A 15,589-nucleotide genomic window follows, 5' to 3' on the forward strand; every position below is an offset into this window, starting at 1 on the left:
GCTTTGCCCGGCCGCCAGTGGCGTCCCCCTTCGGGGGAAGGCGGCCCTCGGCCGACGCAGGGGGGTTAATCGAATTTGACACGCGGGTCCACCCACACATAGCAAAGATCGCTGACGAGCTTGGTCACCAGCCCGATCAGCGTGAAGAGGTACAGCGTGCCCAGCACCACGGGATAGTCGCGCCGTATCACGCTTTCGTAGCTCAGCAGGCCCAGGCCGTCGAGCGAGAACAGCGTCTCGATGAGCAGCGAGCCCGCGAAGAACGCGCCGATGAAAGCCGCCGGAAAGCCCGTGATGATGGGAATCAGCGCGTTGCGGAACACATGCTTCCACAGCACCTGGCGCTCGCTCAGGCCCTTGGCGCGCGCCGTCAGCACATACTGCTTGCGGATTTCTTCCAGAAAGGCGTTCTTGGTCAGCATGGCCGTCACGGCAAAGCTCCCCAGCACCATGGCGATGATGGGCAAGGTGATGTGCCAGAGGTAATCCACGATGCGCGCGCCCCAGCTCAGTTCTTCCCAGTTCGACGAGGTGAGCCCGCGCAGCGGGAACCACTGCAGCTGCCCGCCAAAGATGACCAGCAGCGCCACGCCCAGCACAAAGCCCGGAATCGCATAACCCACCAGGATGAGCAGCGTGGTCACCAGATCAAAGCGCGAACCGGCGCGCACGGCCTTGGCCACGCCCAGCGGCACGGCCACCAGGTAGCTGATGAAAAAGGTCCACAGCCCCAGGCTGATGGAGACGGGCAGTTTCTCCACCACGAGCTGCCACACGTCCTTGTTTTGAAAGAAGCTCTTGCCCAGGTCAAACCGTGCGAACTGCCCCAGCATCTGGATAAAGCGCTCGTGGGCAGGCTTGTCGAAGCCGTAGAGGGCCTTGATCTGCTCCAGCCGCTTGGGGTCCACGCCCTGCGCGCCGCGGTAGGCCAGGCCACCGCCTTCAGCACCACCCCCGCCCGCACCAGCCTTGGCCTCGGCCATGTACTGCTCCACCGGGCCGCCGGGCACGAACTGGATCACCACAAAGGTCAGCAACAACACGCCCAGCAGCGTGGGCAGCATGAGCAGGATGCGTTTGAGGATGTAGGCAAACATATGGATGAATCAACCCATGCTTCTTACCGCAGGGCGGCGGGCCGCCGCGCCGGGCCGCCCCAAGCAAGGCCAGCCCCCTTGGGGGGCAGCGACCCGTGTAACGGCGGAGCGTGCGGGCCTCATTTTTTTGCCCACCAGGTGTCGATGACCCAGCCTTCGCCGCTGGAATAAGGCGGCACGGTGGCGGGCCTGGCCAGCCGCCAGGCGTTGTAGGCCATGCGGTGGGTGGCAGCCGCCCACTGGGGCACAAGATAGTGGCTGTGCGCAATGATGCGCTCCAGCGCATGGCAGGCCGGCAGCAGTTGCGCCTCGGTCTTGGCCGAGGTCATGGCGGTGATCAGCGCATCGACGGCCGGGTTCTTCACGCCCGGAAAGTTGCCCGAGTCCTCCGTGTCCGCGGCCTTGCTGCCGAACATGTCGGCAAACTCCTGGCCCGGGTTGTTGGTGCCCTGGTAGGCCAGCGAGGTGATGTCAAAGTCAAACTTCTGCAGGCGCTGCTGGTACAGCGCAAAGTCCACCGAGCGAAAACGCAGCGTGATGCCCAGCTTTTCAAGGCTGCGCATCCAGGGCGTGATGGTGCGCACGCCGCCCTCGTTGCTGTCCATGTATTCCAGCACCATGGCCTGCCCTTCGCTGTTGCGCAGGGCACCATCGCGCACTTCCCAGCCCGCTTCTTTCAACAACTGTTGTGCGCGGCGCAGATTGGCGCGCAGCGACGAATCGCCGTCGGTGCGCGGTGGCACCGTCATGGGGCCAAAGGCCGCAGCCGGGATGTCTTTGCGAAACGGCTCCATCAGCGCCAGTTCTTCGGGGGATGGCGTGCCGCGTGTCTCGCAGGCGGTGTTGCCAAACAGGCCGTTCACCCGCTGGTAGGCGCCGTAAAACATCTGGCGGTTCATCCACTCGTAGTCGATTGCCAGCCCCAGCGCCTCGCGCACGCGCACATCCCGCAGCAGGGGGCGGCGGGTGTTGAGCACATAGCTCTGAAAGCCCGAAGGCAGCTTGTGCGCGAATTCTCCCTTGACCAATTCACCGGTATTGAACTTCTTGCCGTTCACGCGCCGGGCCCAGTCACCCGCGCTGAAAAAGCGCATCAGGTCGAACTCGCCGGCCTTGAGCGCTTCGAGCCGCGCGGTGGCGTCCTTGTAGATCTTGACGGTGATGCGATCAAAGTTGGCCGTGCCCTTGCGCACGTTCAGGTCACGCGCCCAATACTGCGGGTCACGCACATAGGTGATGTCCTTGCCAAAGCGCACGGGGCCGATTTTGTAGGGCCCACTGCCGATGGGAATGTCCATCACCACCTGGTCAAAGGACTTGGGCTGGCCGCCCTCCACGCCCCAGTCGCGGCTGAACACCGGCAGACCGCCCACGGTGATCGGCAGCTCGCGGTTGGGCTGCTTGAAACGGTAGCGCACCGTGCGGTCGTTCAGCACGTCGACACCCGCCACATCGATCAGCGTGGTCTTGTAGGCCGGCGATGTGAAGGGGCCCACCAGCGTGTCGTAGCTGTGCTTCACATCCTGCGCCAGCACGGGCTTGCCGTTGTGAAAGCGCGCCTCGGGCCGCAGGCGGAAGGTGGCAGAGAGGCCGTCTGGCGCCACCTCCACATCCTCGGCCAGCAGACCGTAGCCGGTGGCGGTTTCGTCCATGGAGCCGACCAGCAGCGAGTCGAACATCAGCGCCGACAGGTACGCCGGTGCATTGCCCTTGATGGTGAACGGGTTGTACTTGTCAAACGTGGAGGTGCGCAGGTTGCTCACCAGCCGCAGCTCACCGCCTTTGGGGGCATCGGGATTCACGTAGCTGAAATGCGTGAACCCGGCGGGGTAGCGCGGCGCGCCCCACAACGCATACGCATGCGCGGCCCAGGCGGGCACAGCGCACATCCACAGCGAAAAAATCAGCCAAAACCGCATGCGACAATTCTGCACTACGTCGGCGGGGCCTTTGCGCAGACTGCGGAGATGCCCTCCGCAGTCGGGCCGTCCACGCCGCACTCCCCTTACCCCGCATTCCACAGGAGAACAACCATGGGTTTTCTGACCGGCAAAAAGCTGCTCATCACGGGCGTACTGTCCAACCGCTCCATCGCTTACGGCATTGCCAAGGCCTGCCACAAACAGGGCGCCGAGCTGGCTTTCAGCTACGTGGGCGAGCGCTTCAAGGACCGCATCACCGACTTTGCCGCCGAGTTCGACTCCAAGCTGATTTTTGATTGCGACGTGGGCAGCGACGAGCAGATCGAGCGCATGTTTGCCGACCTGTCCCAGGTGTGGCCGAAGTTTGACGGCTTCGTGCACGCCATCGGCTTTGCGCCGCGTGAAGCGATTGCCGGCAACTTTTTGGAAGGCCTTTCGCGCGAAGGTTTCCGCATTGCGCACGACATCAGCGCCTACAGCTTCCCGGCCATGGCAAAGGCCGCCCTGCCCCACCTGAACGACAAGTCGTCGCTGCTGACGCTGTCGTACCTGGGCGCGCTGCGTTCCATCCCCAACTACAACACCATGGGCCTGGCCAAGGCCAGCCTGGAAGCCAGCGTGCGCTACCTGGCCGAAGCCGTGGGCCGCACCGAAGATGGCCGCAGCATCCGTGCCAACGGCATCAGCGCCGGCCCCATCAAGACACTGGCCGCCAGCGGCATCAAAGATTTTGGCAAGCTGCTGGGCCGCGTGGCCGATGCCGCGCCCCTGCGCCGCAACGTGACGATTGAAGACGTGGGCAATGTGGCGGCCTTCCTGCTGTCCGACCTGGCCAGCGGTGTGACCGCCGAAATCACTTACGTGGACGGCGGCTTCAGCCAGACGGCGGGCCTCTCCGCCGACCAGGTCTGAGCACCGCCTTCTGGCGATTTTTGATGAAATTGGCTGCTAGCGCTTACAAATAAAGCGCTAGCAGCTACACAATCAATAGCACCATGCACCGCAGAAGCTGCCTCGCCCTGCTGGCGCTCGCCGCCCTTCCGGCCCTGCCCACACAGGCTGCGCTGGCGGCAGACGCCCCGGCCCTGCTGCTGGCGCAGGTCTACCGACCCGGTCTGCCGCTGCAGGATTACTGGGTGAGCGAGAAATACGATGGCGTGCGTGGCTTCTGGGACGGCCGCACGCTGCGCACCCGTGGCGGCGAAACCGTGGCGGCGCCCGCCTGGTTCACCGCCGGCTGGCCCGAGGTGCCGATGGACGGGGAGCTGTGGGCCGGGCGCGGGCGCTTCAGCCACGCCCAGTCCACCGCGCGCCAACAACAGCCCGACGACGCGGCCTGGCGCCTGATGCGCTTCATGGTGTTTGACCTGCCCGGCGACAAAGGCACGTTCGACCAACGCCTGCCCGCCCTGAACGCCCTCGTGGAGGGACTGGGCCAGCCCTGGGTGCAGGCCGTGCCGCAAAAGCGCATCGCCAGCGACGCGGCGCTGCAGGCACTGCTGCACCGCACGGTGCGCGCCGGGGGTGAAGGGCTCATGCTGCACCGGGGCGCATCGCTGTACCGAGCAGGCCGCAGCGACGACCTCATCAAGGTCAAGACGCACGAGGATACCGAGGCCCGCGTGGTGGCCCACCTGCCCGGCAAGGGCCGCCATGCGGGACGCATGGGCGCGCTGCTGGTGGAGATGCCCTCGGGCCAGCGTTTCCGGCTGGGCGCGGGCTTCAGCGATGCCGACCGCGAACGCCCGCCGCCCGTGGGCAGCTGGGTGACCTACCGCTTTCGCGGCACCCACGACGGCGGCCTGCCGCGCTTCGCCAGTTTTGAGCGGGTGCGCGAGGAGATGCCGGCAAGGTGAAGCCAGCATGTAAGCAGGCTACGCTGTCGCCGTAACGCAAGGCCACGGGGTGATGGCATCAACGCACTGATTCACTATCAAAAAAGGAGCTACTAGCGCTTATCCATCAAGCGCTAGCGGCCTATTTGGCAGTCAATCCGGCAACCACCCAGGTCGTCGGAGCCGTCAGACGTTGCGGCCGTAGGGGCTGTCGTCACCCATCTGCACCAGGTTCTCGGCGGTGGCGAGCGGCTTGGGCTGCTTTGAGAACTTTTCGGCCACGCAGTCGGCGTAGTAACGCACCTGCCCGTTTTCATCTTCCACCTCCACCAGGCCGTGGATATCGGTTTCAAAACCGGGGCAGAGCTTGGCGAATTCGCGCGCGAACTTGAGGTAGTCCACAATTTTCTTGTTGAACACTTCGCCCGGGATCAGCAGTGGAATGCCCGGCGGGTATGGCGTGACCAGACCCACGGTGATGCGGCCTTCGAGGTGGTCGATCTCCACACGCTCGGTGGTGCGGTGGGCGATGTGGGCAAACGCGTCGCTGGGCTTCATGGCCGGCGTGAGGTCCGACAAATACATCTCGGTTGTCAGGCGCGCAATGTCGTACTTGGCGTACATCTCGTGCACATGCTGGCACAGGTCCTTGAGGCCCATGCGCTCGTAGCGTTTGTGCTGCTGGCAGAACTCGGGAAGGATGCGCCACATGGGCTGGTTCTTCTCGTAGTCGTCCTTGAACTGCTGCAAGGCCGTCAGCATGGTGTTCCAGCGGCCCTTGGTGATGCCGATGGTGAACATAATGAAGAAGCTGTAGAGGCCGGTTTTTTCAACCACCACGCCATGCTCGGCCAGATACTTGGTGACGATAGAGGCCGGAATGCCGGTCTTGTCGAACTCACCATCAAGGTTCAGCCCCGGTGTGACGATGGTCGATTTGATCGGGTCGAGCATGTTGAAGCCATCGGCCAGCGAACCAAACCCGTGCCACTTGCTGGCGCTGTGCTTCTTGCCTTTGGCGTCGCTGCGGATGATCCAGTCTTCAGCGCGGCCAATGCCCTCCTCGACCAGCTTGTCCGGGCCCCAGACCTTGAACCACCAGTCGTTCTTGCCAAACTCATCTTCAATCTGCCGCATGGCGCGGCGAAAGTCGAGAGCTTCGAGAATGCTCTCTTCCACCAGCGCGGTGCCGCCGGGCGGCTCCATCATGGCGGCCGCCACATCGCAGCTGGCGATGATGCTGTATTGAGGGCTGGTGCTAGTGTGCATCAGGTAGGCCTCGTTGAACAGGTGGCGGTCGAGCTTGGTGGTCTGCGAATCCTGCACCAGCACATGGCTGGCCTGGCTGATGCCGGCCAGCAGCTTGTGAATCGACTGCGTGGCGTAGGTCACCGAATGCTTGGGGCGTGCGCGCTTCTTGCCCATGGCGTGATAGCTGCCATAGAACGGGTGGAAGGCAGCGTGCGGCAGCCAGGCTTCATCGAAGTGCAGGTTGTCCACGTAGCCATCGAGCATGCCCTTGATGGTTTCGGTGTTGTAGAGCACGCCGTCGTAGGTGGACTGCGTGAGCGTGAGCACGCGCGGCTTGACCTTCTTGGCGTCCACGCCCTTGAGCAGTGGGTTGGCGCGGATCTTGGCCTGGATGGCCGCAGGTTCGAACTCGCTTTGCGGGATGGGCCCGATGATGCCGAAGTGGTTGCGCGTGGGCTTCATGAACACAGGGACAGCCCCGGTCATGATGATGCTGTGCAGGACAGACTTGTGGCAGTTGCGGTCCACCACCACCACATCGTCCGGCGCCACGGTGTGGTGCCACACCATCTTGTTGCTGGTGCTGGTGCCGTTGGTCACGAAAAAGCAGTGGTCGGCGTTGAAGATGCGCGCGGCGTTGCGCTCAGATTCGCCGATGGCGCCGTTGTGGTCGAGCAGCTGGCCCAGCTCTTCCACCGCATTGCAAACGTCGGCGCGCAGCATGTTCTCGCCATAGAACTGGTGGTACATCTGGCCCACGGGGCTTTTCAGGAACGCCACGCCGCCCGAATGGCCGGGGCAATGCCAGCTGTACGAGCCGTCTTCGGCATAGTCGAGCAGCGCCTTGAAGAACGGCGGCTGCACGCTCTCCAGGTAGCTCTTGGCCTCGCGGATGATGTGCTTGGCCACAAACTCGGGGGTGTCCTCGAACATGTGGATGAAGCCGTGCAGCTCGCGCAGGATGTCGTTGGGCAAGTGGCGGCTGGTCTTGGTTTCGCCATGCACGTAAATCGGCACTTCGGTGTTCTTGCGCCGCACTTCGCCAATGAAGTTGCGCAAGCTCAGCACGATGGGATCGAGCCCCTCGTTCGCGGTGAATTCCTCATCATCAATCGACAGGATGAAGGCACTGGCGCGGCTTTGCTGCTGGGCAAACTGCGACAGGTCGCCATAACTGGTGACCCCCACCACCTCGAAGCCCTCGGCCTCGATGGCTTGCGCCAGCGCACGAATGCCGAGGCCCGAAGTGTTCTCGGAACGATAGTCTTCATCGATGATGATGATGGGAAAGCGAAACTTCATGCGCAGCCTCCGTGCAACCGTGCCATGCCGGCCAAAAAACGAAACAGGCGCGAAGTGTAAGGAATAACCGTGACACGCCTTTGAAGCGCCATTCTTTTGACCCAGAATGTGGTGCACTAAAGACGAACAAAAAAGGAGTCGGTATGGAGGAATCCACTATCTGGTGGTTGTTGGCAGGCGCGGCCGTGGTCACCGAGTTGCTCACGGGTACGTTCTATTTGCTGATGCTGGCAGTGGGGCTTGCAGCCGCGGCCATCGCAGCCCATCTGGGCCTGCCCATGACCGTGCAGATCGTCACGGCCGCCGTGGTGGGCGGTGGTGCGGTGGTGGCGTGGCACCAATTCAAGAAGAAGCGTCCTGGCGACCCATCTGCCCGAGCCGACCGCAGCGTGAATCTGGATGTGGGCGAAACCGTCATGATCGACAGCTGGAATGCCGATGGCACGGCCAGCGTGAAATACCGCGGCACCCAATGGACCGCCATTCATCGCCCTGGCGTCACGCCCTCAACCGGCATGCACCGCGTGGCCGAACTGGTGGGCAGCCGCCTGCTGGTCGACCCTCTCTGAAATAGTTTCTTACCCAATACACCCGGAAAGGCTCTCATGGAAATCGCCGTAGTCATCTTCGTCATCGCCATCATCTTCATCGCGCGTTCCGTCAAGGTCGTGCCCCAACAAAACGCCTGGGTGAAAGAGCGGCTGGGCAAATATGCCGGCACGCTCACGCCAGGTCTGAACTTCCTCGTTCCGTTTGTGGACAAGGTCGCCTACAAGCACAGCCTGAAAGAAATCCCGCTCGACGTGCCCAGCCAGATTTGCATCACGCGCGACAACACCCAGCTGCAGGTGGACGGCATCCTGTACTTCCAGGTGACGGACCCGATGCGCGCCAGCTACGGCTCCAGCAACTACATCATGGCCGTAACGCAACTGGCACAGACCTCGCTGCGCAGCGTGATCGGCAAGCTCGAACTGGACAAAACCTTTGAAGAGCGCGACATCATCAACGCCCAGGTAGTCCAGGCCATCGACGAAGCGGCCCTCAACTGGGGCGTGAAGGTGCTGCGCTACGAAATCAAGGACCTCACGCCCCCGAAGGAAATCCTGCACGCCATGCAGGCCCAGATCACGGCCGAACGTGAAAAACGCGCCCTGATTGCCGCCTCCGAAGGCCGCCGCCAGGAACAGATCAACATCGCCACCGGCGAGCGCGAGGCCTTCATCGCCCGCTCCGAAGGCGAAAAGCAGGCCGTCATCAACAAGGCAGCCGGCGAAGCCGCCTCGATCAAGGCCGTGGCCGAAGCCAACGCCGAAGCCATCGAACGCGTGGCTGCAGCCATCCGCCAGCCTGGCGGCGAGCAGGCCGTGCAACTCAAGGTGGCCGAAAAAGCCGTCGAAGCCTATGGCAAGGTGGCGCAGGATGCCACCACCACCCTCATCGTGCCGAGCAACATGACAGAGGTGTCTGCGCTGATCGGGTCCGCCATGAAGATGGTCCAGGTCCAGAAGGCCAGTTGAAACCGGCCTTTTTTGGCGCCAGCAAGGCAACAGCCTCAAACACCCATTGACCTATGGCTATAATCGAGGGATTCGGAGAGGTGGATGAGCGGTTTAAGTCGCACGCCTGGAAAGCGTGTGTGGGCTAATCCCCACCGCGGGTTCGAATCCCGCCCTCTCCGCCACAAAAAATTTCTAAGTTATTGATTTAGAAAGCAAAAAGCCACCGAAAGGTGGCTTTTTTTGTTATCTGGCCAACTTTCTAACCATATTGTTTTAGTGGCTGCGGTTGGATCTGCTTGAGCGAAATTGGACTGCCGCTAGAGCTGAAGGTGAGAGGCGCCTATGTTGCGGTCAAGGCGTCTAGGGTACTGGCCGCTTGCCTTGTTGACTGCCCAGCTGCTCCTGGGCGTGTCCGAATTTCCGTGTGTGAGGCTCATTGAACCTTCACCGATTTCGTGAAGCTGGTTGGATATCTTACGTGCTCGGTTTCATGAATCGTTCTTCGTAGAGGATTGCAAACTGGTTCATCGCTGATTTCCAATGGTTGGCTGCTCGCCCCCAGTCCTCGGTGATGTTGCGCAGGGCCAGCCAGATCAGCTTGGTGGCCGCATCGTCGCTGGGGAAGTGTCCTCTGGTCTTGATGATCTTGCGCAGCCGCGCATTCACGCTTTCAATCGCATTGGTCGTGTAGATCACGCGTCGCACCTCGGGCGGGAAGGCGAAGAATGGGATCACCTTGTCCCAGGCCCTGCGCCAGGCGCCCACGACCGTGGGAAATTTCTGGCCCCAGGGCCCCTTTTCAAACGCATCGAGCTCAGTCTGGGCCGCTTCGGCGCTCACTGCTGTGTAGATGGGTTTGATGGCCGCCGCCAGGCTCTTGCGGTCCTTCCAGCTTGCGAAGTCCAGGCTATTGCGGATCAGGTGCACGATGCAGGTCTGCAGCGTCGTGGCCGGGAACACCGCGCCCAGCGCCTCTGGCATACCCTTGAGCCCGTCGGTGACGGCGATCAGGATGTCATGGACGCCGCGTGTCCTCAGATCGTTGAACACCTTCATCCAGAACTTGGCACCCTCGGTGTTCTCGATCCAGATGCCCAGGATGTCGCGGCTGCCATCGGGCAGCACACCCAGCGCCAGGTACACGGCCTTGGCGCGCACCACGCCATCCTCGCGGATCTTGACCCGCAGCGCGTCAAAGAACACCACCGGGTACATCGCCTCCAGCGGGCGCGTCTGCCAGGCCGTGACCTCGCTCATCACGGCGTCGGTGACACTGCTGATGAGGTCGGGCGAGACGTCCACCGAGTACATCTCGGCCAGGAAGCCCTGGATCTCGCGCACCGTCATGCCCCGGGCGTACATGGCGATGATCTTGTCATCGAAGCCGGTGAAGCGCCGTTCGTGCTTGCCGATGAGTTGTGGCTCGAAAGTGCCCTCGCGGTCGCGGGGAACGTCGATGCGCAGCGCTCCCGCATCGGTCAGCACCGTCTTGGCGCTCTTGCCGTTGCGGTGATTGGCGCCAGCCCCTTCGGGCTTGGCCTGGCCGGGCGTGTAGCCCAGATGATGGCTCATCTCGGCGCCCAGGGCGCGTTCAAGAACCGACTTCTTGAACTGCTGGAAGATGCCTTCGAGCTCGGCCGGCGTTACCGGCCCGGGGATGAGTTGCTCCAGCAGCTCGGCTGAGAATTGCGGCTGCGCCGCCTTGTCCGCCGCAGCGGTTGTCTTCGTCTTGCGTGGCATTCATGCTCCTTGTTGACATGCTATGCCTCACACACAAAGTTTCTGACAGGCTCCTGCTCCTCAATAGTGTCCGCGATCCACGTGAGGCACTCAGTCACGCCAATGGCCCGCACGGCCTCCTCACCGACATTCGACTTCAGCGAATCGCTGGCCTCAACTCGACCGTCATTGCTTGCCGGTCCACGACCGTGGTTGTCGGCAGCGGCCATCACTACTAAGCCTGGCAGCTCAGCAATTGCTCTTCATACTGCCTGGCCCTTACCGAGATCATGCAAGTTGTCGTGCAAACCGTCGATGGCATCTATCACCGTCACGGCTACCTTTGAGGCCCAGGTTTGCAGCCCTGAAACCAATGTGGTGGGCGGAATCAACAGGCTGTCCCCCACTTCTGTGGTGCCAGTAAACACGGAAGCATTGCTGACTTTCCAGCCCTTGGCGGTCATCTGGGGAACCAGTCGCTCGAAACACTCGCGGGTGAATGCTTGATCGGTAGTGACCGTCAGTGACAACACCATTCCCTCGTACCAGACCGACTGCTCAAGCCGAATCTCTGCGGCTTGCACCTGTCCGCAACGCAGCCACAAGCTTTCGGGCGTCAGCGTCAATCCCGTCTTGTCATAGCGAAGGCGATCCTTGGCATCCAGTTGCAGCCTCCATGCGGAGGGCACCCCTGACGAGTCATTGGCGGTGCTCAGTGTTCGGTTGATTTCATCGGCCAGCAGTTGCCACCACACCAGCCGCAATGCCGGTACATCGGCGGTCGCCATATTCATTTTCTCGTGGTACCAGATCGTCACATCCAGCGTTTCGAGGCTTTCGCCAATCAGCGGTGCGATGGCATTGAACGCCGTCACCAGGCGGTCTTCCGGGATGCGTTTGCCCAGCACCCGCTGACCAAAGTTGATGACCCACACGTCGGGCTTAATCGTGGACACCCCGCAACGCAGCAGCAGCCAGTGAAACACTGCGATGCCCATGCCTTTGACTTTGCCCTTGAAGTCCCTCTCAAAGTCAGCCTGCTTCGCCCAGGCATGAAGGCTGGGCTGGTCCGTCACGCCAACAGATGGCAGGAAGGGCAGGAAGCGGCGCAGTAACTCGATGCGCGTCCAGTGGTTGTTGCCCCAGAAGAATTGCGCCGCAGCTTTGTTGCCGACCTCGCTGTCTGGGTAGACGTTCAGGGCATCCTGCAGTTGCTCGTGCGTGTGAATGTCATGCTCATGCTGCACGTTGTGCTCGAAGTACTGCAGGGCCTTAACCACCACCGGCTCTTGCATCTGGAAATTCAGTACGGTTTCCAGTACGCCTGATAGGTAGCTGGTCGGTTGGCGTTGCTGGCGAATGAAGGGCAAGTTGGCTGTGGCGATCAGCAGCTGCTGGAACTGCTCAGCGGTGAGTTGTTTCTTTTTCATGGTGATCTGAGTTGGATGGAGAACGGCTTTGGCAATCAGTCGGCCAAATCAAGCCCCATTTCCTCTGCGATGACGCTGGTTAGTGCCAGCACCGAGTCGATGATGACTTTGCTGGTGCCATCGAAGCTCAAGTAGCGGTGCTGTGTTTTTCCAGCCAGTTTTTGCTCAAAAAAGTGGCACTCCCACCAGCCTGAAAAAGTTCTAGCGCCCCTGGGCCTAGAACTTTTTTTATTTCAGGATGACTCCAGTACCGCACTTTGCTGGACTACGCCACGGCCATATACAGCAGGTTTATCAATGACTTAGGCGAGTTCAACATATGCCGGTGCTTTCTGAAACTTGACCCGGCTTCCCTTCTACTGGCTCCTACGAGGCTCCTGGGAATCGGGTCTTTCCGAGGAGTCATCATGGCTAAGATCAAGCTCACCAAGTCCGCAGTAGATGCGGCACAACCCCAAGCGCAAGCCATCGAGCTGCGCGACACCCTTGTTCCCGGCTTCCTGTGCAAGATTACGCCGGTCGGTCGCAAGGTGTTCATGCTCCAGTACCGAACGAACGCCGGCGAGCGACGCAAGCCGGCCCTGGGCCTGTTCGGCGAGCTGACCGTTGAACAGGCCCGCTCGCTGGCGCAGGAATGGCTGGCCCAGGTGCGCCGGGGCGGCGATCCGGCAGCGGACAAGGCCGAGGCACGCCAGGCACCCACCGTTGAGGAGTTATGCAAGAAGTTCATGGAGGACTACTCCAAGAAGCGCAACAAGCCCAGCACCCGAGTCGGCTATCAAGGCGTCATCGACCGCTGCATCATCCCGCTGCTGGGCCGCAAGAAGGTTCACGACGTGAAGCGGCCGGACGTTGCCGGGCTGATGGAGAAGCTTTCATACAAGCAGACCGAGGCGAACAAGGCGTTCAGCATCCTGCGCAAGATGTTCAACATGGCGGAGGTGTGGGGCTATCGGCCAGACGGCACCAATCCTTGCCGCCATGTCCCGATGTTCCCTGCCGGCAAGTCCACCCATCTCATCAGCGACGACGACATGGGCAAGCTGTTCCGGCAGCTCGACAAGATCGAGGTCGAAGGGCTTGAGAACTACGTCATCCCTCTGGCGATTCGCCTGCAATTCGAGTTCGCCGCCCGCCGCTCCGAAATCGTCACGCTCGAATGGGAATGGGTCGATCTGGAGAATCGGCGCGTCGTCTGGCCCGACAGCAAGACCGGAGGCATGTCCAAGCCCATGAGCGAGGAAGCCTACCGGCTGCTTTCGACGGCACCGAGACAGGAAGGTAATCCCTATGTGCTGCCGTCGCCACGCCATCCGGCGCAGCACCTGACCACAGGCGAATATTACGGCGGCTGGTGCCGCGCGCTCAAGGCGGCGGGCGCGACGCACGTGGGGACGCATGGCATCCGCCATCGCTCTGCGACCGACATTGCCAATTCAGGTATCCCGGTCAAGGTCGGCATGGCGCTGACGGCGCACAAGACCGTCGTGATGTTCATGCGCTATGTCCACACCGAGGACGATCCGGTGCGCGAGGCGGCTGAACTGGTGGCAAACCGGCGCAAGGCGATTACCGGCGCCAAGCAGCCTCCTGCGGAGGCGACAGCATGACCAGGCGCCGGTCATCTGTGGCATCGCCCGTAGCGCCGTCGGCGCTGCTGGGCGACATTCGGGCACTGATCGAGGCGGCGCGTAAGCACGCCGCCTCGACGGTGAATAGCGAGCTGACGATGCTCTACTGGCACATCGGCCAGCGCATCCACACGCAGGTCTTGGACGGGCGCCGGGGCGCTTATGGCAAGGAAGTCCTGCCTACCCTGGCGGCGCAGTTGGTGAAGGAGTACGGCAGCAGCTTTGCCGAGCAGAATCTGCGCCGTATGGTGCAGTTCGCGGCCACCTTCCCCGACGAGCAGATTCTCGTATCACTGATACGAGAATTGAGCTGGACGCACTTCATCGCCCTGATCCCGCTGAAAGACCCACTCCAGCGGGACTACTACGCGCAGATGGCGAGCGCCGAACGCTGGAGCGTGCGGACGCTGCGCGAGCGCATCGACTCGATGCTGTACGAGCGCACGGCGCTGTCCCAGAAGCCGGGCGAGACGATCGCGCAGGAACTGGCGACGATGCGCGATGCGCAGCGCATGTCGCCCGCCCTGGTCATGCGCGACCCATACATCCTCGACTTCCTGGGACTGCGGGACACATGGCAGGAAGGCGACTTGGAGGCGGCGATCATCCGCGAAATGGAATCCTTCCTGCTGGAGCTGGGCGCGGGTTTCAGCTTCGTGGCCCGACAGAAGCGCATCCCGATTGACGACGATGATTTCCACCTTGACCTGCTGTTTTACAACCGCAAGCTGCGGCGGCTGGTGGCGATGGAGTTGAAGGTAGGTGACTTCAAGGCGGCCTACAAAGGGCAGATGGAGCTTTACCTTCGGTGGCTCGACAAGCACGAACGGGAGCCGGAGGAAGCCTCGCCGCTCGGGATCATCCTTTGCACCGGCAAGAAGCGCGAGCAGATCGAATTGCTGGAGCTGGACAAGTCGGGTATCCACGTTGCCGAGTATCTGACCGCCTTGCCGCCGAGGGGCGTGCTGGTGGAGCGGCTGCAACAGGCAACGCAGCGGGCGCAGTTGCAGATCGAGCAGCGCAAGACCGACAACGAGTAGTCCTGTCCCAAGCAGTCGGGCGTCCCGGCGTGCCGCCGTCGGGTTCGCGGGCTGCGCCCCGCGCTTCGTGCCGAATCGCGGCCATCCGGCTTTGACCCCTGACGCCTCCGGCCCTCTCGGGCCTGCGTGCTCCGCTTGCCCCAAAAGCCGACTGTGTGCAGTGGGCGGGTGTGGGCGGTCTTGCTGTTCCCTTCACCGTATCACGGCGTTCTCGCCGTCAAGGGCGGCGCGTGCCATGCACGCTTGCGTCCTGGCGGCCGTCTGCGACCCCTGACTGCTTGCGCTGCGCCGTGCTGGCCACGGTTCCGGGCAATTCCGCCCGAGCAACCGGAGCACGATCATGTCGCAACTGTCCTTTTCCTCGTTCGATGCCTCGCTGATGGTGCGCGATGCACAGGGCCGCTACCTGCTGGCGACGGCCGACCAAATTCTGGAGGCCGCACGCCAGGCCATCGAGTACAAGATGCAGCGCGGTGCGTCGTTCAGTTCGCCGGTGGCGGTCAAGGAGTACCTGAGCGCCAAGTTGGCTGGTTTCGAGCATGAAGTCTTCGCTGTGCTGTTCTTGGATACGCAGCATCGCCTGATCGAATACAGCGAGCTTTTCCGAGGCACCATCGACAGTGCATCGGTGTATCCACGCGAGCTGGTCAAGGAGGCGCTGCGGCTCAATGCGGCAGCGGTCATCGTTTCGCACAACCATCCGAGCGGCAACCCCGAACCGAGCGGCGCCGACAAGGTACTGACCCAGCGGCTCAGGGAGGCGCTGGCGCTGGTGGATGTCCGCACGCTGGATCACATCATCGTGGCGGGTGGCAGCACCATATCCTTCGCCGAACGCGGTCTGATTTGACCGAGGGGGC

At 62.2% G+C, this 15,589-nt stretch carries 12 protein-coding genes and 1 tRNA gene; 8 read left to right on the forward strand and 5 right to left on the reverse strand.

The annotated features are described in order from the left end of the window. Positions 1-65: 65 nt before the first annotated feature. Together CBP34_RS11245 and CBP34_RS11250 are read right to left on the reverse strand one after the other, a co-directional pair. Entirely contained in the window at positions 66-1,097 is a 1,032-nt protein-coding gene (locus CBP34_RS11245) for a microcin C ABC transporter permease YejB (RefSeq protein ID WP_094098074.1), read from the reverse strand. Positions 1,098-1,216: 119 nt separating this feature from the next. Beyond that, positions 1,217-3,016, reverse strand: a complete 1,800-nt coding sequence (locus tag CBP34_RS11250) for an extracellular solute-binding protein (RefSeq protein WP_094098075.1) — start codon at positions 3,014-3,016, stop codon at positions 1,217-1,219. 114 nt (positions 3,017-3,130) lie between these two features. On the opposite strand from CBP34_RS11250, the gene fabI reads away from it, so the two are divergent. Together fabI and CBP34_RS11260 are read left to right on the forward strand one after the other, a co-directional pair. Continuing rightward, positions 3,131-3,931, forward strand: coding sequence for an enoyl-ACP reductase FabI (fabI, locus tag CBP34_RS11255; protein ID WP_086927575.1), 801 nt, complete (start codon positions 3,131-3,133; stop codon positions 3,929-3,931). An 83-nt stretch (positions 3,932-4,014) separates the two neighbouring features. Then, entirely contained in the window at positions 4,015-4,875 is an 861-nt protein-coding gene (locus CBP34_RS11260) for a DNA ligase (protein ID WP_094098076.1), read from the forward strand. Positions 4,876-5,040: 165 nt separating this feature from the next. On the opposite strand, the gene CBP34_RS11265 is transcribed toward CBP34_RS11260, so the two are convergent. After that, positions 5,041-7,407, reverse strand: coding sequence for an arginine/lysine/ornithine decarboxylase (locus tag CBP34_RS11265; protein WP_094098077.1), 2,367 nt, complete (start codon positions 7,405-7,407; stop codon positions 5,041-5,043). Between the two features lie 143 nt (positions 7,408-7,550). Between CBP34_RS11265 and CBP34_RS11270 the strand changes: the two genes are divergently transcribed. The 3 genes from CBP34_RS11270 to CBP34_RS11280 all read left to right on the forward strand — a co-directional run bounded on the left by CBP34_RS11270 (position 7,551) and on the right by CBP34_RS11280 (position 9,091). Further along, complete coding sequence (locus tag CBP34_RS11270; protein WP_086912666.1) at positions 7,551-7,976, forward strand: NfeD family protein; 426 nt, start codon at positions 7,551-7,553, stop codon at positions 7,974-7,976. Positions 7,977-8,012: 36 nt separating this feature from the next. Then, entirely contained in the window at positions 8,013-8,927 is a 915-nt protein-coding gene (locus CBP34_RS11275) for an SPFH domain-containing protein (protein WP_086912667.1), read from the forward strand. 74 nt (positions 8,928-9,001) lie between these two features. Then, positions 9,002-9,091, forward strand: a tRNA-Ser gene (locus CBP34_RS11280). Positions 9,092-9,383: 292 nt separating this feature from the next. Here CBP34_RS11280 and CBP34_RS11285 read toward each other — a convergent pair. Together CBP34_RS11285 and CBP34_RS11295 are read right to left on the reverse strand one after the other, a co-directional pair. Next, entirely contained in the window at positions 9,384-10,649 is a 1,266-nt protein-coding gene (locus CBP34_RS11285; RefSeq protein WP_094097898.1) for an IS256 family transposase, read from the reverse strand. A gap of 242 nt (positions 10,650-10,891) precedes the next feature. Next, positions 10,892-12,058 carry a hypothetical protein gene (locus tag CBP34_RS11295; protein WP_094098079.1) on the reverse strand — a complete coding sequence of 389 codons (1,167 nt, stop codon included), beginning with the start codon at positions 12,056-12,058 and terminating at the stop codon, positions 10,892-10,894. 407 nt (positions 12,059-12,465) lie between these two features. On the opposite strand from CBP34_RS11295, the gene CBP34_RS11300 reads away from it, so the two are divergent. From CBP34_RS11300 to radC, 3 genes are all read left to right on the forward strand, one after another. Next, positions 12,466-13,668, forward strand: coding sequence for a tyrosine-type recombinase/integrase (locus CBP34_RS11300; RefSeq protein ID WP_039492445.1), 1,203 nt, complete (start codon positions 12,466-12,468; stop codon positions 13,666-13,668). Next, positions 13,665-14,729, forward strand: coding sequence for a PDDEXK nuclease domain-containing protein (locus CBP34_RS11305; protein WP_041106932.1), 1,065 nt, complete (start codon positions 13,665-13,667; stop codon positions 14,727-14,729). Before CBP34_RS11300 ends, CBP34_RS11305 begins: the two co-directional genes overlap by 4 nt. A gap of 340 nt (positions 14,730-15,069) precedes the next feature. Continuing rightward, the gene (gene radC / locus CBP34_RS11310) at positions 15,070-15,579 is read left to right on the forward strand and encodes a RadC family protein (RefSeq protein ID WP_008643200.1); all 510 of its coding nucleotides are present in this window, start codon (positions 15,070-15,072) and stop codon (positions 15,577-15,579) included. The last annotated feature ends 10 nt before the right edge of the window (positions 15,580-15,589 follow it).

The organism is Acidovorax carolinensis (assembly GCF_002157145.1).
GTDB lineage: Bacteria > Pseudomonadota > Gammaproteobacteria > Burkholderiales > Burkholderiaceae_C > Acidovorax > Acidovorax carolinensis.